24 protein-coding genes are annotated in these 20,500 nt (G+C 73.6%); 14 read left to right on the forward strand and 10 right to left on the reverse strand.

The annotated features are described in order from the left end of the window. Positions 1–53 precede the first annotated feature (53 nt). A complete protein-coding gene (locus tag BCL76_RS07825) occupies positions 54–638 on the forward strand; it encodes a TetR/AcrR family transcriptional regulator (RefSeq protein ID WP_109778763.1) in 585 nt (194 codons plus the stop codon). Here BCL76_RS07825 and BCL76_RS07830 read toward each other — a convergent pair. Beyond that, positions 635–958 carry a putative quinol monooxygenase gene (locus tag BCL76_RS07830; RefSeq protein WP_109778764.1) on the reverse strand — a complete coding sequence of 108 codons (324 nt, stop codon included), beginning with the start codon at positions 956–958 and terminating at the stop codon, positions 635–637. The two genes, BCL76_RS07825 and BCL76_RS07830, sit on opposite strands and share 4 nt — an antisense overlap. A gap of 61 nt (positions 959–1,019) precedes the next feature. Beyond that, entirely contained in the window at positions 1,020–1,820 is an 801-nt protein-coding gene (locus BCL76_RS07835) for an NAD(P)-dependent oxidoreductase (protein WP_109778909.1), read from the reverse strand. A 49-nt stretch (positions 1,821–1,869) separates the two neighbouring features. Here BCL76_RS07835 and BCL76_RS07840 point away from each other — a divergent pair, with 49 nt between their 5' ends. Genes BCL76_RS07840 through BCL76_RS07850 form a run of 3 tightly spaced genes read left to right on the forward strand, consistent with a single transcriptional unit; the run spans position 1,870 to position 4,238 of the window. Then, positions 1,870–2,778, forward strand: coding sequence for a LysR family transcriptional regulator (locus BCL76_RS07840; protein WP_109778765.1), 909 nt, complete (start codon positions 1,870–1,872; stop codon positions 2,776–2,778). A 4-nt stretch (positions 2,779–2,782) separates the two neighbouring features. After that, positions 2,783–3,502 (forward strand): carbon-nitrogen hydrolase family protein, encoded by a 720-nt coding sequence (locus tag BCL76_RS07845; protein ID WP_109778766.1) that lies wholly within the window; start codon positions 2,783–2,785, stop codon positions 3,500–3,502. A 13-nt stretch (positions 3,503–3,515) separates the two neighbouring features. Continuing rightward, on the forward strand, positions 3,516–4,238 hold the full coding sequence (locus BCL76_RS07850) for a hotdog fold domain-containing protein (protein ID WP_109778767.1): 723 nt from the start codon (positions 3,516–3,518) through the stop codon (positions 4,236–4,238). 61 nt (positions 4,239–4,299) lie between these two features. Here the strand turns inward: BCL76_RS07850 and BCL76_RS07855 are convergent, their stop codons facing one another. The 3 genes from BCL76_RS07855 to BCL76_RS07865 form a co-directional block, all read right to left on the reverse strand. Continuing rightward, complete coding sequence (locus tag BCL76_RS07855; RefSeq protein WP_109778768.1) at positions 4,300–5,100, reverse strand: EI24 domain-containing protein; 801 nt, start codon at positions 5,098–5,100, stop codon at positions 4,300–4,302. Positions 5,101–5,165: 65 nt separating this feature from the next. Next, on the reverse strand, positions 5,166–5,588 hold the full coding sequence (locus BCL76_RS07860) for an organic hydroperoxide resistance protein (RefSeq protein ID WP_030757623.1): 423 nt from the start codon (positions 5,586–5,588) through the stop codon (positions 5,166–5,168). 64 nt (positions 5,589–5,652) lie between these two features. Further along, a complete protein-coding gene (locus tag BCL76_RS07865; protein WP_109778769.1) occupies positions 5,653–6,675 on the reverse strand; it encodes an NADP-dependent oxidoreductase in 1,023 nt (340 codons plus the stop codon). 96 nt (positions 6,676–6,771) lie between these two features. Between BCL76_RS07865 and BCL76_RS07870 the strand changes: the two genes are divergently transcribed. Continuing rightward, complete coding sequence (locus tag BCL76_RS07870) at positions 6,772–7,194, forward strand: MarR family winged helix-turn-helix transcriptional regulator (RefSeq protein WP_109778770.1); 423 nt, start codon at positions 6,772–6,774, stop codon at positions 7,192–7,194. A gap of 41 nt (positions 7,195–7,235) precedes the next feature. On the opposite strand, the gene BCL76_RS07875 is transcribed toward BCL76_RS07870, so the two are convergent. Next, positions 7,236–7,952 (reverse strand): SCO2400 family protein, encoded by a 717-nt coding sequence (locus BCL76_RS07875; RefSeq protein WP_146228341.1) that lies wholly within the window; start codon positions 7,950–7,952, stop codon positions 7,236–7,238. Between the two features lie 78 nt (positions 7,953–8,030). Here BCL76_RS07875 and BCL76_RS07880 point away from each other — a divergent pair, with 78 nt between their 5' ends. Then, positions 8,031–8,609: a hypothetical protein gene (locus BCL76_RS07880; protein WP_109778772.1), complete on the forward strand. Its 579-nt coding sequence runs from the start codon at positions 8,031–8,033 to the stop codon at positions 8,607–8,609. On the opposite strand, the gene BCL76_RS07885 is transcribed toward BCL76_RS07880, so the two are convergent. Then, positions 8,606–9,364, reverse strand: coding sequence for an esterase/lipase family protein (locus tag BCL76_RS07885; protein WP_109778773.1), 759 nt, complete (start codon positions 9,362–9,364; stop codon positions 8,606–8,608). The genes BCL76_RS07880 and BCL76_RS07885 overlap by 4 nt on opposite strands. A gap of 212 nt (positions 9,365–9,576) precedes the next feature. Here BCL76_RS07885 and BCL76_RS07890 point away from each other — a divergent pair, with 212 nt between their 5' ends. The 3 genes from BCL76_RS07890 (at position 9,577) to BCL76_RS07900 (ending at position 12,865) form a co-directional block, all read left to right on the forward strand. Continuing rightward, complete coding sequence (locus tag BCL76_RS07890) at positions 9,577–10,614, forward strand: rod shape-determining protein (RefSeq protein WP_030757608.1); 1,038 nt, start codon at positions 9,577–9,579, stop codon at positions 10,612–10,614. Beyond that, on the forward strand, positions 10,611–12,176 hold the full coding sequence (locus BCL76_RS07895) for a GAF domain-containing protein (RefSeq protein ID WP_109778774.1): 1,566 nt from the start codon (positions 10,611–10,613) through the stop codon (positions 12,174–12,176). Before BCL76_RS07890 ends, BCL76_RS07895 begins: the two co-directional genes overlap by 4 nt. Before the next feature lie 143 nt (positions 12,177–12,319). Further along, positions 12,320–12,865: a GNAT family N-acetyltransferase gene (locus BCL76_RS07900; protein WP_109778775.1), complete on the forward strand. Its 546-nt coding sequence runs from the start codon at positions 12,320–12,322 to the stop codon at positions 12,863–12,865. A 189-nt stretch (positions 12,866–13,054) separates the two neighbouring features. Here the strand turns inward: BCL76_RS07900 and BCL76_RS07905 are convergent, their stop codons facing one another. Beyond that, entirely contained in the window at positions 13,055–13,495 is a 441-nt protein-coding gene (locus BCL76_RS07905; protein WP_030012642.1) for an Lrp/AsnC family transcriptional regulator, read from the reverse strand. Positions 13,496–13,564: 69 nt separating this feature from the next. On the opposite strand from BCL76_RS07905, the gene BCL76_RS07910 reads away from it, so the two are divergent. The 3 genes from BCL76_RS07910 to BCL76_RS07920 all read left to right on the forward strand — a co-directional run bounded on the left by BCL76_RS07910 (position 13,565) and on the right by BCL76_RS07920 (position 16,440). After that, complete coding sequence (locus BCL76_RS07910; protein ID WP_109778776.1) at positions 13,565–14,389, forward strand: LysE family transporter; 825 nt, start codon at positions 13,565–13,567, stop codon at positions 14,387–14,389. 88 nt (positions 14,390–14,477) lie between these two features. After that, a complete protein-coding gene (locus BCL76_RS07915; RefSeq protein WP_109778777.1) occupies positions 14,478–15,095 on the forward strand; it encodes a hypothetical protein in 618 nt (205 codons plus the stop codon). Positions 15,096–15,099: 4 nt separating this feature from the next. Further along, entirely contained in the window at positions 15,100–16,440 is a 1,341-nt protein-coding gene (locus BCL76_RS07920; RefSeq protein ID WP_109778778.1) for a carboxyl transferase domain-containing protein, read from the forward strand. A gap of 79 nt (positions 16,441–16,519) precedes the next feature. On the opposite strand, the gene BCL76_RS07925 is transcribed toward BCL76_RS07920, so the two are convergent. Next, positions 16,520–17,353, reverse strand: coding sequence for an AraC family transcriptional regulator (locus BCL76_RS07925; protein ID WP_109778779.1), 834 nt, complete (start codon positions 17,351–17,353; stop codon positions 16,520–16,522). A gap of 48 nt (positions 17,354–17,401) precedes the next feature. Between BCL76_RS07925 and BCL76_RS07930 the strand changes: the two genes are divergently transcribed. After that, complete coding sequence (locus BCL76_RS07930; RefSeq protein ID WP_109778780.1) at positions 17,402–17,764, forward strand: cupin domain-containing protein; 363 nt, start codon at positions 17,402–17,404, stop codon at positions 17,762–17,764. A 24-nt stretch (positions 17,765–17,788) separates the two neighbouring features. On the opposite strand, the gene BCL76_RS07935 is transcribed toward BCL76_RS07930, so the two are convergent. After that, positions 17,789–19,051 carry an MFS transporter gene (locus BCL76_RS07935; protein WP_109778781.1) on the reverse strand — a complete coding sequence of 421 codons (1,263 nt, stop codon included), beginning with the start codon at positions 19,049–19,051 and terminating at the stop codon, positions 17,789–17,791. Between the two features lie 214 nt (positions 19,052–19,265). On the opposite strand from BCL76_RS07935, the gene BCL76_RS07940 reads away from it, so the two are divergent. Further along, the gene (locus tag BCL76_RS07940; protein ID WP_109778782.1) at positions 19,266–20,423 is read left to right on the forward strand and encodes a carboxylate-amine ligase; all 1,158 of its coding nucleotides are present in this window, start codon (positions 19,266–19,268) and stop codon (positions 20,421–20,423) included. Positions 20,424–20,500: the final 77 nt, after the last annotated feature.

The following is a 20,500-nucleotide window of genomic DNA, read 5'->3' on the forward strand; positions in this document are numbered from 1 at the left end:
GTACGGTCCTGTGGGCAGGGCGCAGCACGTGAACGGGAAGGGGTGCCGGACCGATGGTCAGGGCGAGGAGCGAGGAGCGGCGCGGGGAGATCGTCCGCGCGGCCGTCGAGGTCATCGCGGAGCGCGGCTACCGGGGCGCGTCCCTGGCCACCGTCGCCGAACGCGTGGGTCTGACCCAGCAGGGCCTGTTGCACTACTTCCCGACCAAGGAGGCCCTGCTGGTCGCGGTGCTGGAGGAACGCGACCGCTGGGACACGGGCGGCGGCTCGCGCGCCGCTGCCGACACCTGGCGCCTGGACCTGCTGGACTCGCTGGTCGAGTACAACGCCATGCGCCCGGGTATCGTGCAGACCTTCTCGGCGCTGCTGGGCGAGAGCGTCACCGACGGGCACCCGGCCCGGGATTTCTTCACCGAGCGCTACGCCCAGGTCCGCTCGGAGATGGCGGCGGTGCTGCGCGCCGAGTTCGGCGACCGGCTCCCGTCGGGCCTCACCCCCGAGCAGGTGGCCCCGCTGCTGACGGCGGTCATGGACGGGCTCCAGTACCAGTGGCTGCTGGCTCCGGAATCGGTCGACATGCCCGCCGCCTTCCGCTCCTTCCTGAAGCTGCTGCGGGGCCCGGGCAGCGCCTCGACCTAGTCGATCCGGAGCTCGCCCATCCGGCTCCAGCCGGTCGCACCCTCGATGGTGGTGCTAACGATCTCGGGCGTACGGGTCACCATCGGCCGCATGGTCTCCAGCGCGGCACTGAAGTGCTCCGAGGTGACGTGCGCTTCGGCAGCGTCGTCCTGGAAGGCCTCCACCAGCACGTAGGTGTTCGGCTCCTCCAGGCTGCGCGACCACTCGAACCACAGGTTCCCTGGTTCGGCGCGGGTGGCGCGGGTGAAGGGCGCGACCTTGTCGGGCCACGCGTCGACGTATTCGGGCTTGACGGGGAATTTCACCACAATGAAGATCACACCGGCAGTTTATGCAGGTCGATCCACACCACGGGCGAACCTCCCTCCGGGTCCGGCCGGGTCATGGGCGCAGGGTGGAGAGGTCCCGGTCCGCGAGTTCCGGGCGGGCCGCGAGGGTGGCGTGGACCGCTCCCAGGATGGGCAGCGGGGCGTGCGCCGTCGCCAGGGCCACGTCCTTGGCGGCCAGGGCCACGGGGAAATGCGAACCGTCGGCGAAGGTACGGGCGACCGCGCCCGCCAGCGGGCCCGCGGCCAGCTGTGCGCGCACCAGATCGGCGGGCAGGTCGAGGGCCCGGCCCAGGGTCAACGCCTCGGCCACCAGGCCGACCCCGCCGACCGCCGCATTGATCAGGACCAGCTTCAGGGCCGCCCCCGAGCCCAGCGGCCCGCACTCCGTGACCTCGCCGAGCGCGTCGAGGACGGCCCGGACCGGGCCGGGCCGCGGGCCACCGCCCACCAGCACCCGCAACTGCCCCGCGGCGGCCCGGTCCACGCTGCCCATCACCGGGGCGTCGGTCAGCGTCACCCCGGCCGGCAGCCGCCCCGCCAACTCCCGCACCGGACCCGGGCCCACCGTCGAGGTGTCGATCCAGTGCGTGCCGGGACGCAGGGCGGGCAGAACGCTCTCGGCTACGGCCCGCAACGCCTGCGGGTCGGCCAGCATCGTGATGACCAGGTCGGCGCCGCGCACCGCCTCGGCGGGCGAGGGCGCGAGCACGGCGCCGGCTTCCACCAGGGGGCCGGCCTTGCCCGGGGTGCGGTTCCACACCGTCAGGTCGTGTCCCCGGGCCAGCAGATGACGGGCCATCGGGGCGCCCATGTGGCCGAGGCCGAGGAACGCGATCTTCTGTGCTGTGTCCATGCCCATGACGCTAGGTCGGGCCCATCCATGCGACAAGCGAATGTCTAGCATGGCTGCCATGCCCGCTCCGCACAGCTTGTACGAGGTCTTCCTGCGCGTGGCCCGCCTGGCCTCCTTCACCGCCGCCGCCCGGTCGCTCGGCTACACCCAGTCCGCGGTCTCCCGGCAGATCCAGGCCCTGGAGGACGAGTGGGGCGCCCCGCTCTTCGACCGCCTCCCCCGCGGGGTCCGCCTGACCGAGGCCGGCCAGGTCCTGCTCCCGCACGCCGAGGCCGTCGGCGAGCGGCTGCGCACCGCCCGCGCCGAACTCGACGCGCTGCGCGCCCTCGATACCGGGCGGCTGCGGATCGGCGCCTTCTCCACCGCCGACGCCGCCCTGCTGCCCCGGGCGCTGGCCGCCTTCCGGGCCCGCCACCCCGGCGTGGCCGTCACCCGTACCGAGGGCCCCTCCGCCACACACCTGGCCCTGCTCGCCGCCGGGGACCTCGACCTCGCCGTCGTCGCCGACACCTCCGCCCGGCCGCCCGCCGGCTGCACCCCGCACCACCTGCTCGACGAGCGGATGTACGTGGCCCTGCCGAGCGGCCACCGGCTCGCCGGGCGCGCCGACCTGCGACTGGCCGAACTGGCCGACGAGGAGTGGATCGCGGCCGACACCCGACCCGAGGAGACCCTGATGCACTCCGCGCTGGCCGGTGGCTTCCGCCCGCGCACCGGTTTCGTCGCCGCCGACTGGATCGCCAAGCAGGGCTTCGTCGCCGCCGGGCTCGGCGTCACCCTGATCCCGGCACTCGCCGCCTCCTCGGCACGGGCCGACCTCGCACTCGTCCCCCTGCACCCGGACGACACCCCGCGCCGCCGGGTCTACGCCGCCACCCCGTGCGGGATCGCGCCCTCCCCCGCCGCCCTCGCCTTCCTGGCCCTGCTCGTGGAGGTCGCCGCCGCCCTGACATCCTGACCCGGTGAAGATCGCCGCAGCACAGCTGAACTGTGTCCCCGCCGACGTCCGAGCCAATGTCGCGCAGGCCGCGGGCCTCGCCGTCCGGGCCCGCGAGGAGGGTGCCGACCTGGTGGTGTTCCCCGAGCTCGCGCTCACCGGCTACGAGCCGGGCGCGCTGACCGCCGACCCCGGCCTGTGGACGGCCGCCGACGACCCCCGGCTGGATCCGCTGCGCCGCGCCGGGATCGCCACCGCGGTGAACGTCGCCCTGCCCACCGGCGGCCCGCGCCCGGCCATCGCGACGCTGGTCCACGACGCGGACGGCGCGCACGTGACGACGTACGCGAAGCAGCACCTGTACCGGCACGAGCAGGACGTCTTCGAGCGCGGCGAGGGCGACGGGCACTTCGAACTCGGCGGGATCCGCTTCTCCCTGGGCATCTGCTTCGACAACCACTTCCCCGAACTGCCCGGTCGGGGCGCCGCCGACGGCTGCCGGGTGCACCTGGCGAGCTCCCTGTACGGGACGGGCGACGGGATCCACGAGCGCGCCACCGTGCACCCGGGGATCGCGCGGGAGCACGGCCTGTACGTGGTCCTCGCCAACCACGTCGGCCCGGCCGGCCCGTGGACCGGCTGCGGCCGCTCGGCCGTGTGGGCCCCCGGCGGCGCCCTGCTGACCGAGGCGGACGACCGTACGCCCTCGGTGGTGACGGCCTCGATCGCGACGGCCCTGGTGTGATGAGGTGGGCGCCATGAGCGACTTCGAGACGATCACGGTTCCGGAACGCCTCCACGGATATCCGGGGGTGGCCTTCGGCGGCTATGTGGCGGGCGTCCTGGCCGCCCGGGCCGCCGCGAAGGACGTACGGGTGGACTTCCGCCGGCCCGTGCCGACCGGGGCGCCGGTACGACTCGCCGCGACCGCCGAGGGCGGCTGCGAGCTGACGGACGGCGAGCTGCTGCTGGCCGCGGCCACCCCGATCGAGGCGCCCGCCGCCCCGTGCCCCGAAGCCCCTTCCTGGGACCGGGCGGTGGCTGCGGCCGAGGCCTTCCGGGCGGACCCGCCGGACGGTCAGGCCGACTGCTTCGGCTGCGGCCTGGACCGGACGCCCGCCACCGGTCTGCGGCTGCACTGCGGTACGGTGCCGGGCCGCGAGCTGGTCGCCGCCGCGTGGACGCCCGCTCCGGAACTGGGCGGCCCGGACGGGCTGCTGCCGTCCGAGCTGGTGTGGGGCGCGCTGGACTGCCCCGGGAACGCGGCCGGGCGACTGCTGGACGGCCGCCGGGCCGGGGCGGTCACCGCCGCGCTCGGCGCACGGCTGCTGCGGCCGGTGCCGGTGGGCGAGGGGCTGGTCTCGTACGCCTGGATGCTGACGTCCTCGGGCCGCAAGTACACCGTGGGCACGGCCCTGGCCACGGCCGACGGCGAACTGTGCGCGGTCGCCGAGGCCCTGTGGGTGGAGCCGCGGACGTAGCGGTGGCCGCGGATCGTAGCCGTGGCGGGCCCGCTCGGACCGTGGCGGGTGGCTCAGGCGGTCACGAGTACGCGGGCGGCGGCGGTCCGAAACCCGCCGGGGCGCTCTCGGCGGCCGGGGCCTCGTCGGTCCGCATGAGGTCCCGGGCCATCAGCGTGGCCCCGGCCACCGCGCCCGGCATCAGGAACACCGCGACCAGCGGCACCAGGAACGCCAGCACCAGCGGCACCCCGAAGCCCAGCACGAGCAGCCGCCGCGACCGCATCAGCTCCAGCCGGTCGGGCAGCTCCACCTTGCGCCGCTGCAGGGCGACGGCGGTGAGCTCCTGGGTCAGGAAGTAGCCGGAGACGCAGAAGCCGAGCACCGGGATCACCGTCTGGCCGATCACCGGGACGAACCCGAGGGCGAAGAGCAGGATCCCGTACAGCAGCACCCGCAGGAGCACCTTCACGCTGTCCCGGGCCGAGATCCACAGCTCCTGCCAGAGCGGGAGCCCCGATTGCGGCACCTCGCCGCCCTCGCTGCGGTCGACCTGCTCCGACAGGGACTCGTAGAAGGGCTGGCCGATCAGCAGGGTCACGGCGGTGAAGGTGATCACCGCGAGGAAGAGCCCGAGGCCGAAGAGCAGGGCGGTCAGGAAGCCGCGGAAGAACGAGAGCCAGGGCGAGGACCAGTCGTCGGCGAAGGGGGTGGCCCAGGCCGTCAGGTCGTCGGCCCCGTAGCCGAGCCCGATCAGGGCGCCGACGTACAGGACGAACGCCACGAGCCCGGGCAGCAGCCCGAAGCCCAGCCACCGGCCGTGGCCGAACACCCATCGCTGTCCGGCCAGCAGATACCGGAAGCCCCCCGCAAGATCACGCATGGGGCCAGTTTACGGCGAAGGCCGCACCCCGGTCGGGGTGCGGCCTTCGCGCTGCGAGCGCCGGATCAGACGGCGAGCTCGACGGTGATGTTGCCGCGGGTGGCCTTCGAGTACGGGCAGACCTGGTGGGCCTTCTCGATGAGGTCCTTGGCGGTGGCGGCGTCCACGTTCGGGATCACGGCCGAGATCTTGACGATCAGACCGAAGCCCTCGTCGTTCTTGCCGATGCCGACCTCGGCGGTGACCGTGGAGCCGGAGATGTCGGCGTTCACGTTCTTCGCGACGACGCCCAGGGCGCCCTGGAAGCAGGCGCTGTAGCCGGCGGCGAACAGCTGCTCCGGGTTGGTGCCGGCGCCGCTGCCACCGAGCTCCTTCGGCGGGTTCACGACGACGTCGAGCTGGCCGTCGTTGGTGGCGACGCGACCGTCACGGCCGTTCTCGGCGGTGGCGACAGCGGTGTAGGCGACGTCGGACTGCTGGATGGACATAAAGGAAAATCCTCCTGGTAATCGCCGTGAGTCGCGCCCACGATCACGACGGTGTGCAGTGAGCCTAACCGGTGAAGGAAACGATCATCTTTCCGGTGTTCTCGCCGCGCAGCATGCCGAGGAAGGCGGAGGTGGCGTTCTCGACACCCTCGACGACCGTCTCGTCGTAGCGCAGCTCACCGGAACGCAGCCAGCCGGCGACGTCCTGGACGAACTGCTGCTGCAGGTTGTTGTGGTCGTTGACGAGGATGCCCTGCAGGCGCAGGCGCTTGCCGATGACCTGCATCAGGTTGCGCGGACCGGGGGCGGCCTCGGTGTCGTTGTAGCCGGCGATCGCGCCGCACAGGGTGGCCCGACCGTTCACCTTCATCGAGGAGATGGCGGCCTCCAGGTGGTCACCGCCGACGTTGTCGAAGTAGACGTCGATGCCCTCGGGGGCGGCGGCCGGCAGCTGCTCGGCGACGGGGCCGTTCTTGTAGTTGAAGGCGGCGTCGAAACCGTACTTCTCCGTGAGGAGCGTCACCTTCTCGTCCGAGCCGGCGGAGCCGATGACCCGGGAGGCGCCCTTGATCTTGGCGAACTGGCCGACGAGGCTGCCGACGGCACCGGCCGCGCCGGAGACGAAGACGGAGTCGCCCTCCTTGAAGGAGGCGACCTCGAAGAGTCCGGCGTAGGCGGTCAGGCCCGGCATGCCGAGGACGCCGAGGTAGGCGGAGAGCGGGGCGAGCGAGGCGTCCACCTTCACGGCGTGCGCGGCGTCGACGTCCGCGTACTCACGCCAGCCGAAGGGGTGCAGGACGTGCTCGCCGACGGCGAAGCCCTCGGCGGAGGAGGCGACGATCTCGCCGACCGCGCCGCCCTGCATCGGCTCGTCCAGCTGGAAGGGCGGGATGTACGACTTCGTGTCGTTCATCCGGCCGCGCATGTAGGGGTCCACGGACATGTAGAGGTTGCGCACGAGGATCCGGCCGGCGGCGGGCTCGGCGGACACGGGCACCTCGCGCAGGGCGAAGTCCTCGGCGACGGGCCAGCCCTGCGGGCGACGGACGAGGTGCCACTCGCGGCTGACGGCGGGGATCTGAGACATGCGGCGCTCCTGGTCAGAACGAAAATTGCTTCACTAGGTGAAACAACCATGCGCCTAGATATTTCATGTTGTCAAGTAAATGGGTACGCTGGTTCCATGCCCAGTCGTCGCGTAGACCCAGTGACCATCGAAGTCGTCGAGCTCATCGGTGACGTCGTGGCCCGGTACCACATGGAGTACGAGCACGCGGCCGCCAGCCACCAGCTCACCGGCGCCCAGGCCAAGGTGCTGAACATGCTCTCCCTGGAGCCGATGCCGATGCGGCGCATCGCGCTGAAGCTGCGGTGCGAGCCCTCGAACGTGACCGGCATCGTCGACCGCCTGGAGACCCGCGGCCTGGTCGAGCGCCGCCCGGACCCGGCCGACCGGCGGGTGAAGCTGGCGGCCCCCACCGAGGAGGGCACGCTGACGGCGGAGCGGCTGCGCGAGTCGCTGGACTTCGCCCGCGAACCGCTGGCAGGCCTGTCCGTCGAGGAGCGGACGGTCCTACGGGACCTGCTCAGGCGCATGCTGGCCTGACGGGGGGGGCGACCGCCCTCCGCGCAACCGGGAGCGTCCCGCTAGAACCAGCCGCAGAAGATCCAGCAGTCCTTCGTCGGCGAGGGGGTCGGCGTCGGGGAGGGCGGGGGCGGGGCCTGGGTGCTCGTGGAAGCGCTCGGCGAGGGCTTCCCGGACGCGGTTCCCCGTACGGTCGACCCCGGGCCGGGAGTGCGCGAGGCCGGGCCCGATGTCTCGGGCGCGGGGGCGGACGTGGTCGGACCCGGCTGCGTGACGCTCCCGGAAGGCGCCGGGGCACCGGCCGTCTTCGTCCCCGCGGCGGTGGCCTTCGCCGTGACCTTCGCGGGCCCCTTCGGCGCACCGGCCGTCGGGGCGTCGGGCAGCGGGGCGGGCTGCTGCGGGCCGTCGTCGGTCAGCACCACGTTCGAGGCCCGGTCGGTGCGCTCCCCTTCGGTGGCCATACGGGCCACCGCCATCGAGCCGCCGACCGCGACGAGCAGGCCGAGGGAGAGCGACAGCACGGTCCGACGACGGCGCCGGTGCGTGGCCCGGCGGCGGGCGCCGGGGCGCCGCTCGTTCGGCTCGGACAGCACGACGAGCGAGTCGGCGAAGACCTCGGCCAAGGCCGGCGGAGGTCCGGAATACGGCGTCTCGGCAACGGGCGCGACGGGCGGCGCGGCACCGGACGCGGCGGGTATCAGGTACTCGGCGGGGGTTCCGCATCCGGCGCACGCCAGTGCGCCGTTGAGGTGCCTCCGGCATGCGTGGCAGTAGTTCATGGCGCCCGCAGGCTACGTGGTCTGCGGCAACATCCGGATCCCGAGAACGTAAGGATCCTGTGTGGAATCGTTTCCGGCATGACATCTTTCGGGCCAAGCGGATTCCAGTTGGTGCTGTTGCGGCGGATGGCCGACTTCCAGCCGGATCTCGCCGACGAGGCCCGCCGCAGACTGGGCGCCTCGCTCGCGGACCAGCGGGAGGCGAACAAACGCTGGCAGGCGATGGTCCGATCACCCCGCTCCCGCGGGGCCCTCGCCCGTTACCGCTCGGTGCTCGGCCCGCCGGAGTCCGCCGAGCACCGCACGATCGGCGATCTGGAGTGCGAGGCCCTGCTGTGGCCGCTGCCGCTCTGGCCGGACCTGCGCTTCGAGGTGCTGGCCGCGCCGGACGGGGCGGTGTGGAACGAGTGGCTGGTGCGGGCCCCGGGGGCGCGAGGGCCCGTACTGGAGTCGCCGGACGATCTGCGGCCCTGGTCGGCGACGGTGGACGAGGTGGCGCGGGCCTTCGCCCCGGTCCGGCCGATGGAGGGCACCGCGCCGACCCGGTGGCGGCTGGCCTTCGCCGCGGGCGGGCGGCCGTGCGTGGCGGAGTTCACCTACGGCCTGCTCCAGCGGTTCTCGCCGGAGCAGGCCCGCGAGGTCCGCCAGGTCCGCTAGAGGGTGAGGAAGGCGCGGACTCCGGCCGAGGTGGTGTCGTCGCCGAGCAGGTCGTTGTGCTTCAGGCAGCCGACCGGCGTGTTGGCGGCTCCGGTCAGCGGGACGCTGTCGTCGGGGTTGACGATCTCGTCGCAGTTCGACCAGAAGGTCGCGTACTTCACCGCGCCCGGGGTCTCGTCCCCGCTGTTCAGGTTCTTCACCACGTACGACCCGGGGGTCATGTCCCGGCACGCCTGGTCCCACAGCGCGCAGGCCCAGGCGGTGGAGGTGCCGCGGTTGGGGCCGGCGAGCGAGACCCAGTGGTCCACGACGTTCGCGCCGCCGCCGAACTTCACGTACCAGCGGCTGACCAGCGAGCCGAAGGAGTGCGAGACGACGTCCACCTCGGCGGCGCCGGTCTCCCGGCGGACCTGGTCGACGTAGGCGGCGAGCCGCCCGGCGAGGACCTCGTTGACGGACTGATGGGTGTCGTAGCCGAAGGAGAAGAGCTCCGCGTCGGTGTACCCGGCGGCGCGCAGGTCCGCGCGCAGGGCTCCCCACACTCCCGGATCGGCGTTGTAGCCGTGCACGAGGACCACCGGGTTGTGAGGGGCGACCCCGACGGAGGGGGCCCCGACGGAGGCCCGGGCCGGGGAGGCCGTCGGCAGCGCGAGGCACAGCGTCAGGAGCGCCAGGAGGGCCGGCAGGAGCACCGGCAGGGTCAGGAGCGCCGGGGCGGGCGGAAGCGCCCGCAATCTCTGTCGGGCCGTCAGCATCAGGTCCCCTTTACCTTGTTACGCGTGAGTAGCGCGTGCGGTGCGGGCATGGTGCTGCCTGTCGGTACAGAAATCCACCCCCATGCAGCCGTGCCGCACCCCCCGGCCGGAGCATCTCAACGGGGCATGAGACCGAATTGCCCGCGATGATATGAAAAGTGACCGACATTTCCGTCGGTCCTCTTGCGTCAGCGCTCTCGGGAGGATCTGCCGTGACCGTCAGTCTTGAGCAGTTGCGCCGCTGCCACGTCGCCGTCGACCTGGGGGCGGCAAGGACCCGTGTGTACGTCAAGGGAGCCGGCCTCGTGGTCGACGAACCCAGCGTCGCCGCGGTCAACACGCGCACCGGCGCACTCATCGCCGTCGGCTCCTTCGCCGAGCGGATGACCGGCCGCACGCCCGACTACATCCGGGTGGTCCGCCCCGTCTCCGGCGGCACCGTCGTCGACATCGAGATGGCCCAGCGGATGCTGCGTCACCTCCTCGGCGAGAAGCTGCGGCGCGCCCTGCGGCGCAAGCCGCGACTGCGGGCCGCCGCCTGCACCCCGCACGACGCGGACCCGCTCGCCCAGCGGGCCACCGTGGAGACCCTCGTCGGACTCGGCGCCCGGCGTGTCGAACTGGTCGACACCCTGATCGCGGCGGCCGTCGGCTGCGGACTCCCCGTGGAGCAGCCGACCGCGACAATGATCATGGTGTGCGGGGCCGCGGCCACCCAGGTGGCCGTCCTCTCCCTCGGCTCCATCGTCACCGCCCAGCGGATCCCCGTCGGCGGCGAGGCCATCGACCACGCGGTCGTCCAGCACCTGCGCCACGCGCACGAGCTGATGCTGCCCAGCCAGGCCGTCCGGCCGCTGCAACTGGCCCTCCACGGCAACGGCCTCACCGTCGGCGGCCCCGCCTCCACCCTGATCCACGGCCGCGACGTGGCCACCGGCCTCGCCCGCTCCGTGCAGGTCGACACCGCCGCGGTCCGGGACGCCATCTACACCCCGCTGACCGCCGTGCTCGACGGCATCGGCAAGGTGCTGCGGGACTGCCCGCCGGACCTGGTCGCCGACCTGACGGACCGGGGGATCATGATGGTGGGCGGCAGCGCCCTGCTGCCGGGCCTGGACCAGATGCTGCGGGACGCCACCGGAATGCCCGTCGCCATCGCGGAACGGCCGGACGTGTGCGCCGTACTCGGTCTCGGCGCGATGCTCGAAGGGAAGATCGCCCCCATGGTCCTCAACCCACTGGCCGAATGACGGGCCCAGGGCAGGCGCCCGACGAGGCGGCGGCAAGCCTTCCGGTGCTGCTGGAAGCCGTCCTCGACGTCGGGTCCGAGCTGGAACTGCACACCACGCTCCAGCACATCGTGGACTCGGCGGCCGAGCTGTGCGCGGCCAGGTACGGAGCGCTCGGGGTCGTCGACCCCGAGCGCGTCCTGCTGACCAAGCTGTTCACGGCAGGGCTCACCGAGCAGGAACGGGCCTCGATCCCGCACCTGCCGGACGCGCGCGCGGGCGTACTCGGAGCCCTCGTCAGCGATCCGCACCCGCTGCTCCTGGACGACGTCACCCAGGACCCGCGGGCCGCCGGCTTCCCGCCGGGCCACCCGCCCATGCACAGCCTGCTCGGTGTGCCGATCCGGGTGCACACGGAGGTCTTCGGCAACCTCTACCTCACCGAGAAGCGGGGCGGCGGCCCCTTCACGGACGAGGACCTCGCCCTGCTGCGCGTCCTGGCCTCGCAGGCGGGCATAGCGATCGGCAACGCCCGGCTCTACGAGACCGCGCGCCGCCGGGAGCGCTGGATCGACGGCGCCGCCGCCGTGACCACGGCCCTGCTCGCCGGACGACCGGCGGCGGACGCCCTGATGTGCGTGGCCGAACGGGCGCGGCTGCTGGCGGACGCCGCGGCAGGAGTGGTGCTCCAGCCCACCCCCGAAGGCGGCATGGAGATCGTGGCCGCCTCCACGCAGGGCGACCCCGGTGACCTGGTGGGGACGGCGATCGCCCCCGGTTCGCCGGTGCTGGTCCAACTCCTCGGCGGTGAACCCGTCTTCATCGACGACTCGGCGACGGATCCCCGGATGACCACGCACGTACGGGAGCGGTTCGGGCCGTCCATGATGCTTCCGCTGCAGAGCGGCGGCCAGCTGATCGGCACCCTGGCCCTGCCCCGCGACCGGGGCGGCCCCGCCTACGACGCGGTGGACCGACTGCTCGCCTCGCAGTTCGCCTCCCAGGCCGCGCTGGCCCTCGTCCTGGCGGACGCCCAGCACGACCGGGAGCAACTGGCCGTCTACGAGGACCGCGACCGGATCGCGCGGGACCTGCACGACCTGGTGGTCCAGCGGCTCTTCGCCACCGAGATGATGCTGGAGAGCACCCGGCGGCGGGCCGCGAACGCCCCGTCGGGGGACACCGTGGGCGACGAGCTCAGCCGGGCCGTCGACGAGCTGGACTCCACCATCCAGGAGGTCCGGACGGCCATCTTCGCCCTCCAACAGCCGCCGACCGACGCCCCGACGACCTTCCGGGGGCGGGTGCTGCGCGAGACGGGCGGGGCGGCGGCCGTGCTCGGCTTCCAGCCGTCGGTGCACTTCGCGGGCGCGGTGGACGCCCTGCTGCCGGATCCGGTGTCGGTCGCCCTGCTCGGCGCCCTGCGCGGCGCCCTGGCGGCGGCGCACCGGCGCGGCGAGATCACCTTCATCGACGTACAGGTGGACGCGAGCCCGTCCCGGGTCCGCCTGACGGTGGCGGACGACGGCCGTACGGAGTCGGGCGCGCGGGGCACGACGACCACGTGGGAGTCGGCGCTGTGACGGCCGGCGGTCGGCGGGCTCCGGACCGACCGGTCACGGCGGTCACGGACCTCCGGAGCTGACCTCGGGACCTCGGGACCTCTCGACCTCTCGACCTCTCGGCGTCTGGATCGCTGCTCCGCGGACCGTGCTTCCATGATCGGATGAACGAAGAGAGTGCTCCCGCAACCGGCGGACCCGTGGTCGGGCTCGTCCGGCGTCGGACGGACGCCGACCTCGCCACGTGCGTCCAGGTGCTCGCCGAGGTCCACGAGCGGAACGGCTACCCGGTGGACTGGCCGGCCGACCCGCGTGGCTGGCTGTCCGCGCCGGCGCTGCTCGCGGCCTGGGTGGCGGAGCTGGACGGGCGGATCGTCGGCCACATCGGCCTGTCCCGCGGTGCGGCGGACGACGCGGCGCCCGTGCTGTGGAACGGCCGCGAGGGCACGAACCGTGCGCCGGCCGCCGTGATCGGCCGGCTGTTCGTCGCTCCGGCGGCCCGGGGCCACGGGATCGGTGCGCTCCTGATGGCCCGGGCGACGCGGGAGGCGCGGGAGCGCGATCTGCACCCCGTGCTCGACGTGGTGGCCTCCGACACCTCGGCGGTGGCCCTCTACGAGCGTCTGGGCTGGGAGTTGTTGGCCACGGTCGAGCAGCGGTGGAGCCCGCAGCGGACGGTGACCGTGCACTGCTACGCGGCCACCGGGTGACCTGGCACCACGTCGACGGCAGGACCTGGGCCGTCTCTTTCGGATCGTGGCGGCCGAGCCCGCGGCGTCCGGTGCCGTGCCCGGCAAGGCGGAGGGGCGCCCGTGTACCGGACGTACCCGGTCGCCCCGACAACCCGGCCGGGTGCGGTGCCGGGCGTCGCGGGCCCGGCAAGATCCGAAAGAGACGGCCTAGTACTGGCCCGGCCGGGTGGCCGCGCGCAGCGCGATCCGGGTGTTGGACTGGGCCACCCCCGCCTCCCGTTTCATCCGGCGGAGCAGCCCGTCGAGGGCGGCGGGGTCGGCGGCCCGGGCGCGTACGAGGTAGTCGTGCTCGCCGGTCACGTGCACGACCTCGGTGATCCCGGAGAGCTTGGCGACCTGCCGCTCGAACTCCTCGTTGGTGGTGTCCTGGCGCAGGGTGACGTCGATGAACACGACGAGCCCACCGGCGGTGTCGGCCGCCGGGTCCACGATCGTGGTGAACCCGCGGATCACCCCTTCGCGGCGCATCCGTCGGACCCGGTCGGCGGTGGCGTTGGCGCTGAGGCCCACGCGGACGCCCAGGTCCCGGTACGAGATCCGCGCATCCTGCTGCAGGATGCCGAGGATTTCCCTGTCGAGGCGGTCCATACCGCGATTCTCGCAGCCGGGGCCGGTATACGCGCTCGTCCCCCGCCGGCCGGGCCCGACGCTCGCCCCATGAACGAACTGATGACACCGACGCTGGCGGGCGCGGCCGCGGGCCTCGGCGTGGCGATGCCCATGGGGGCGATGAGCGTCCTGCTGCTCCAAGAGGCGATGCGCGACCGCCGTACGGCCGTGGCCGCGGCCGCGGGAATCGCGGCGGTCGACCTCGGCTACGCGGCCCTCGCCACCGCCCTGGGGCCCTGGGTGGCCTCCCACATCTCCCCGGTCGAGGCCTGGGTCCGGCTGGCCTCGGCGGTGATCCTGCTGGTCATCGCGGCACACGGCCTCTACGGTTCCTCCCCCACCAGCTCCCCGACCCCGGCCCCGGCCGCCGGACCCACCTCGGACTCCGCGCCCGCCTCGGCCATCGCCCCCGCTTCGGCGTCCGCTCCGGTGTCAGACCCGCCCTCGGCCTCGGCCCCGGTCGGCGGACCGAACTCCGACACCAGCCCCGCCTCCGACACTGCGCCCGCCTCCGCCCCCGCCCCGGCGTCCGCCTCGGCTCCGGCGTCCGACTCCGCCTCGCCCGCGGGTCGGCCGGCCAAGGCCTTCGTGCGGTACGTCGGCCTCACCGCCCTCAACCCCACCACCGCCCTCTACTTCGCCGCGCTCACCACCGCACAGGGCGCCGCCCTCGGCACCGGATCGGCCGGCGCCGCCTTCCTCCTCGGCGTGGGCGCCGCCTCCCTCCTGTGGCAGCAGGCCCTCGTGACGCTCGGCTCCCTCGCCGGCACCCGCGTCCCGGCCGGTGCCCGCGTCTGGACCTTCCGCCTCGGCTACGGCCTGGTCGCCGCCTACGCCCTCAAGATCGCCTTCCCCCTGCCGACCCTCGGGTGAGGCACCGGGGAGGGGTCAGGGACGGCTCGGGGTGATCTCGGGGTGCTACCGGATCCGGTGCGACACCCCCGGCCGAAATGATCAGTACATGACGAATCAGCCGCCGAGCCACCGCCGCGCGACCCTCACCCGGGCCGCGCTGATCTCCGCCCCCCTGTGCATGCTCGTCTACGGGGCCGTCCGGCTCGGCGACCCCGACCACGGGCCGGGCCTCGCCTGGACCACGGGCCACCTCTTCCTGCTGGCCGGGGTGCTGCAGTTCGCCCTGATCCTCCCCGCGCTGCACCGGATGACCGGGCCCGCCCGCGGTGCGGCCCGCCTCGGGGCCGGGGCCGCCACCCTGCTCGGGCTGGCCGGCACGCTGGCGGTCGCCGCCCAGGCCACCATCGACCTCGTCGTCGGCTTCCGCTCCGCCGACCGACCGGAGATGACACGGCTCTTCGAAGAGATCCAGAGCCACCCCGGGGTGCTCCCCGCCGTCTACACCGTCGGCCCGACGCTCTTCTACGTCGGCCTCCTCTGGCTCCTGGTCCACCTCGCCGTCCAGCGCCGCGTCAGCCCCTGGCGGCCCGTCATGGTGGTGCTGGGCACGGCCACCTCCGCCGTCAGCCTCGACCTGCTGCCGCTCGGCGCCCTCTTCTTCACCGCGGCCCTCCTCCCCCGCGCCCTCCCCCTGACCGCCCCGCGGGCGCAGCGCCTAGGGTGAGCGCGTGACGACCCGCCTCTCGGCCCGCGCGGCCATCGCCTCCGTGACCGACCCCGGCAGCTTCACCGAACTCCCCTCGCCCCAACGGGAGTCACCCGCCGACGGCCCCCTGGAGTGGACCGGCTACGACGACTCCCGGGCCCGCGCCGCCGACCGCACCGGCGAGCAGGAGTCCGTGGTCATCGGCACCGCCAGGGTCGGCGGCCACGAAACGACCGTCATCTCCTTCGAGTTCGGCTTCCTGGGCGGCTCGCTGGGGCAGCGCACCGGGGACCGGCTCGAAGCCGCGTACGCCCATGCCCGCGAGCACCGCCTGCCCCTCGTCTCGCTCATCGCCACCGGCGGCTCCCGGATGCAGGAGGGCATGCTCGCGCTCACCCAACTCCAGCGCGTGGCCCGCCAGTGCGTCCTGACCCGGGCCGCCGGGCTCCCCCAGCTCGCCGTCCTGCGCGATCCGACCACGGGCGGCGGCTGGGCCACCCTGGGGGCCGGGGCCGATGTCGTCCTCGCGCTCCCCGGGGCCCAGGTCGGCTTCGCCGGGTCCCGGGTGCGGCCGGCGGACGCGGATCCGACGGCTTACGGCGCCGAGGGGCAGTACGCCGCCGGCCAGGTGGACGCGGTCGTCCCCGCCGCCCACCTGCCGGGCACCCTCGCCAACTGGCTCCGTGTGCTGGCCGCGCCCCGCTCCGGCGGGCCGGTCGAACCACCGGCCGCACTGGCCGACGTAGCACCGCCGCGGACCGGCTGGGACGCCGTCCGGCAGGCCCGGCACCCCGAACGGCCGCACGCCGCCGCGTACCTGGACGCGTACTTCGACCTCCGCCTGCACCTCTGCGGGGACCGGGCCGGCGGCACCGACCCCGGCATGCTGTGCGGGTTCGGGCTGCGCGAGGGCCGCGCCGTCGCCTACGCCGCCCAGTGCGGCACCGCCACCCGCCCGGCGGGCTACCGTACGGCCGCCCGCGTCATCCGTCTCGCGGACCGGCTCGGCATCCCGGTGCTCACCCTGGTGGACACCCCGGGCGCGGCCAACGACGCCGCCGCCGAACACGCGGGCGCCGGCGCGGCCATCGCCGACACCTTCGCGGCGCTGGCCGCAGCCACCGTCCCCGTCACCACCCTGCTGATCGGCGAGGGCGGTTCGGGCGGCGCCCTCGCGCTGGCGGCTCCCGGGAACACCTGGGTCACCCCGGACAGCTACTTCTCGGTGATCGCCCCGGAACTGGCGGCGGCCATCCTCAAACGCCCCGCGGAAGCCGCCCCCGCCACGGCGGACCAACTCCGCATCCGCCCGCAGGACCTGGTCGCCCTCGGCGTCGCCCGCGGCATCGTCGACCCGGCCTGACCCCGGCCGCCCCGGTGCGGCGTCAGTGGCGGCGGCAGTGGCAGCGGCAGCGGCGACGAACCGGCCGACCGGCTCCCCTTCACCGGCGGCCGGATCGGGCGAACCGCGCCGGGCTGGTCCCGACATGGCGCCCGAAGTGCCGTGTCAGGTGCGCCTGGTCGTAGAACCCGGCCGCCACCGCCGCCTCGGCCGGACGCGCCCCCGCCAGCAGGAGCCGCCGCGCCAGCGCCACCCGCCGCGCGGTCAGATACGCGTGCGGCGGCAGCCCGTACGCCGCCGTGAAACTCCGGATCAGGTGCGTGGGATGCCCGTACCCCAGCTCGGCCGCGGCCTCCTCCAGGGTGATCCCCTCGGGCACCCGCGCGTCGAGCAGCTCGCGCAGCCGTACGGCGACCCGCGCGCCCGGCGCCGCCACCGACCGCGGATCCCGCCCCGGCCCTTCGGCCGCGCGCCCCTCCAGCCACCGATGGAGCCGCTCCCGTACGAAGGCCAGGCGCGACTGGGCCTCGAAGGGGTCCCGCTCCGCGAGGGCCAGGTGCAACCCGTGCACCCGCTCGCGCAACGCGGGATCGGCGAGGAGTGGGGCGTCGACGGCGGCTCCGGTCAGCCGCTCCGGGAGCACCGAGGCGTCCAGGTACAGCACGCGCTTGCGGAAACCCGCCTCGGTCACGGTCCGCCCGTTGTGGCTCACTCCGGGCGGCAGCAGGATCACCCGGTCCGACACCCCGACGCCGTGGCGTTCCCCGTCGAGGGCGAAATCCACCCGCCCGCCGTCGAGGATCATCAGCGCCCAGGTGTCGTGCACATGGGCCGGGTACGCGTGCTCGGTGAAACGGGCGTGGAAGACCTCGGCGATGCCGGGCACCGACGGCTGCCAGGCGGAGACGCTGCTGCGCGGACGGATCGCGGCCATGTCAGGAACGTACAAGACCGCCCGTGGGCGCGGCGACAGGCTGTCCACATGACGACACGCAAGGTCAACATCGCCGAGAAACTGGCCGGTTTCACCGAGCAGTGGGCCCCCCGACGCATCGCCCGCGTCAACGACTACGAGGTCAAGATCGCCCGGCTCCAGGGCGCATTCGTCTGGCACACCCACGAGGACACCGACGAGCTCTTCCTGGTGGTCGGCGGCACCCTGACGATCCACCTGCGCGACGGGGACGTGGTCCTGGGCCCCGGCGAGATGTACGTGGTCCCGCGCGGGGTGGAGCACTGCCCGGCGGCGACCGAGGAGGCGCAGATCCTGCTCTTCGAGCCGGCCGGCACCACCAACACCGGCTCTGCGGGCGGCGACCGCACGCGGGAGCCGGTGGACGCGTAGCCGGTGGACGCGTAGCCGGTCGCGTCAGGCCTGTGGGGAGCGGGCGTCGTACCGGGCGAAGTTCCGCCACCGGAGCGCGAGCAGGCCCAGCACCAGTACACAGGCCAGTCCGCCGCCCGTGACGGCCACGGTCGGGGAGATCAGGTCGGCGGTGGTCCCGGCGAGGAAGTCGCCGAGCCGGGGTCCACCCGCGACGACGATGATGAAGACGCCCTGCAGGCGGCCGCGCATGTCGTCGGGGGTGGCGGCCTGGAGCATGGTGGTGCGGAACACCATCGAGGCGGTGTCCGCGTACCCGGCCAGGGCCAGGAAGAACATGCCGAGCCACAGGTTCCGGGTGAGCCCGAACACCGCGACGGCCAGCCCCCAGCCGGCGACGGCGAGCAGGATCGCCAGCCCGTGCCGGCGGATGCGGCCCTGCCAGCCGGAGAACAGCCCGCCGAGCAGCGCCCCGGCGGCCATGGCGGCGACCAGCAGGCCGACCGTTCCGGGACCGCCGCCGAACCAGAGCCCCGCGATGGCCGGGAACAGCGCCCGGGGCTGGGCCAGCACCATGGCGGCCAGGTCGGAGAAGAAGGTCATCCGGATGTTCGGCCGGGTGCCGAGGAAGCGCAGTCCGTCGAGGACGGAGGCCCGGCCCCGCGCGCCCTCGGCCCGGTCGGGCTTCATCGACGGCAGCTTCCACATCGCATAGAGCGCGGCCGTGAAGGTGACGGCGTCGATGAGGTAGGCCGTCTCGTAGCCCCCGACGGTGACGATGAATCCGCCGAGGGCCGGGCCGACCATCGACCCGAAGGTCATGGTCACGGAGTTCAGGGCGTTGGCTGCGGGCAACTGCTCGGCCGGCAGCAGCCTCGGGATCATGGCGGAACGGGCCGGGCCCGTGAGCGCCCCGCAGACCGCCTGGAGTGCGACGACGGCGTACAGGAACCAGACGCGGTGATAGTCGAGCAGCGCGGCGGCGGCGAGCACGACCGACAGCGCGGCGGCGGCCAGCGAGCTGTAGAGGCCGAGCTTGCGCCGGTCCACGGTGTCGGCGATCGCGCCGCCGTAGAGGCCGAAGGCGACGAGCGGGACGAGCGAGAAGAGCCCGACGAGTCCGACCGAGAAGCTGGACCGGGTGATGTCGTAGACCTGGAGCGAGATCGCGAGGATGGTCATCGCCTGGCCGACCCAGGAGATGGTTCCGCCGAACCACAGCCGCCGGTAGTCGGCGGACGCGCTGAGCGGGGTCAGGTCGGCGAATATTCGCTGCCAGAGCTGGGGTGGGGCGGTCGTCCGGGTCACAGCGGATGATAACCACCACCCGTTCGACGCCCTCCGGGATTTTCGGCCTCTTCGCACACCGGCAACAGTCGCCACACGCGGCTCCGGCCTCCCGACCTGGGTGGCGTATTGCCGGTAACTCGCCACTATCACCGGACATTTGACCGAATCGGCGTGCGCTCCCCGCCTCGTGTTCGGCTCATGATGAAAAGACTCGTATGTCCAGGGAGGCGTAGTGATCGAACCTGGCAACAGCACCACGAGCACCGGCACGACGCAGAACACGGTGCGCACCACCGTCCCCCTCACCGTCGGAGTCGAGGAGGAGTACCTGCTCGTCGACGCCCACAACTTCCGGGTGGTCCCCGCCGCCCCGCTGGTCCTGGCGACGGCCGGCGGGCTGCCCGGCGAGCTCCACCCCGAGGGCACCCGCTACCAGGTGGAGATATCCACCCCGATAGCCCACTCGGCGGCTTCGCTGCGCGCCGAGCTCGCCGCCCTGCGGCGCACCGTCGGCCGGGCCGCCCGCGCCCACGGCTGCCGACTGCTGGCCGCCCCCTCGCCGGTCGTCGCCGTGGAGGGGCCGCTGCACCTGACCGACGACGAGCCGCGCCAGCGCGAACAGCACCGCCGCTTCGGCGCGCTCACCGACACCCTCGTCAGCTGCGGCCGCCACATCCACATCGGCACGCTCGACGTGGACACGGCGGTGGCCGTGTCCAACCGGATCAGACCCTGGCTGCCCACGCTGATCGCGCTGGCCGCCAACTCGCCGTTCTGGGGCGGGCGTGACACCGGTCACGCCAGCTGGCGGGCGATGGCCTGGTCCGGCTGGCCCTCGGCGGGCCTGCCGCCGCACTTCACGTCCACGGCGCACTTCCGGCGTTCGGTGCAGACCCTGCTCGGCTCCGGGGCGGCCCTGGACACCAAGATGGTCTATTGGGACCTCCGCCCCTCCGGGCACTGGCCGACGCTCGAGATCCGGGCACCGGACATGTCCCCGGACATCGACTCGGCCATCCTGCAGGCCGAACTGGCCCGCGCGCTGGTCTCCACGGCGCTGCGCGAGATCGCGGAGCGGCGTCCCGAACCGGCCGTACGGGACGACGTACTGCGCCTCGCGCGCTGGCGGGCGGCCCACGACGGCCTGGAGGGCTTCGGCCTCGACCCGTACACGGGGACGGAACTCCCGGCGGCGGACCTGGCGGAGGCCCTGCTGGACCTGGTCGCCCCGGACCTGGCCGCCGCCGGCGACCTCGACCACGCCGCCAAAACCATGGCGGGCCTCCTGCGCGACGGCTCGGGCGCCCACCGCCAACGCGTCGCGTTCGCCCGCCGCCAGGACCTGACGGACGTCCTGCGCCACCTCACGGACGAAACGGAGGACTTCTGACCCCACCCCGGCGCCGCACCCGTACTCCCGGCACACCTGAGCCGGGAGTACGGGTACACCCGGCCCCGAAGGACCCA

This window comes from Streptomyces sp. CG 926 (assembly GCF_003148825.1).
Classification (GTDB): Bacteria; Actinomycetota; Actinomycetes; order Streptomycetales; family Streptomycetaceae; genus Streptomyces.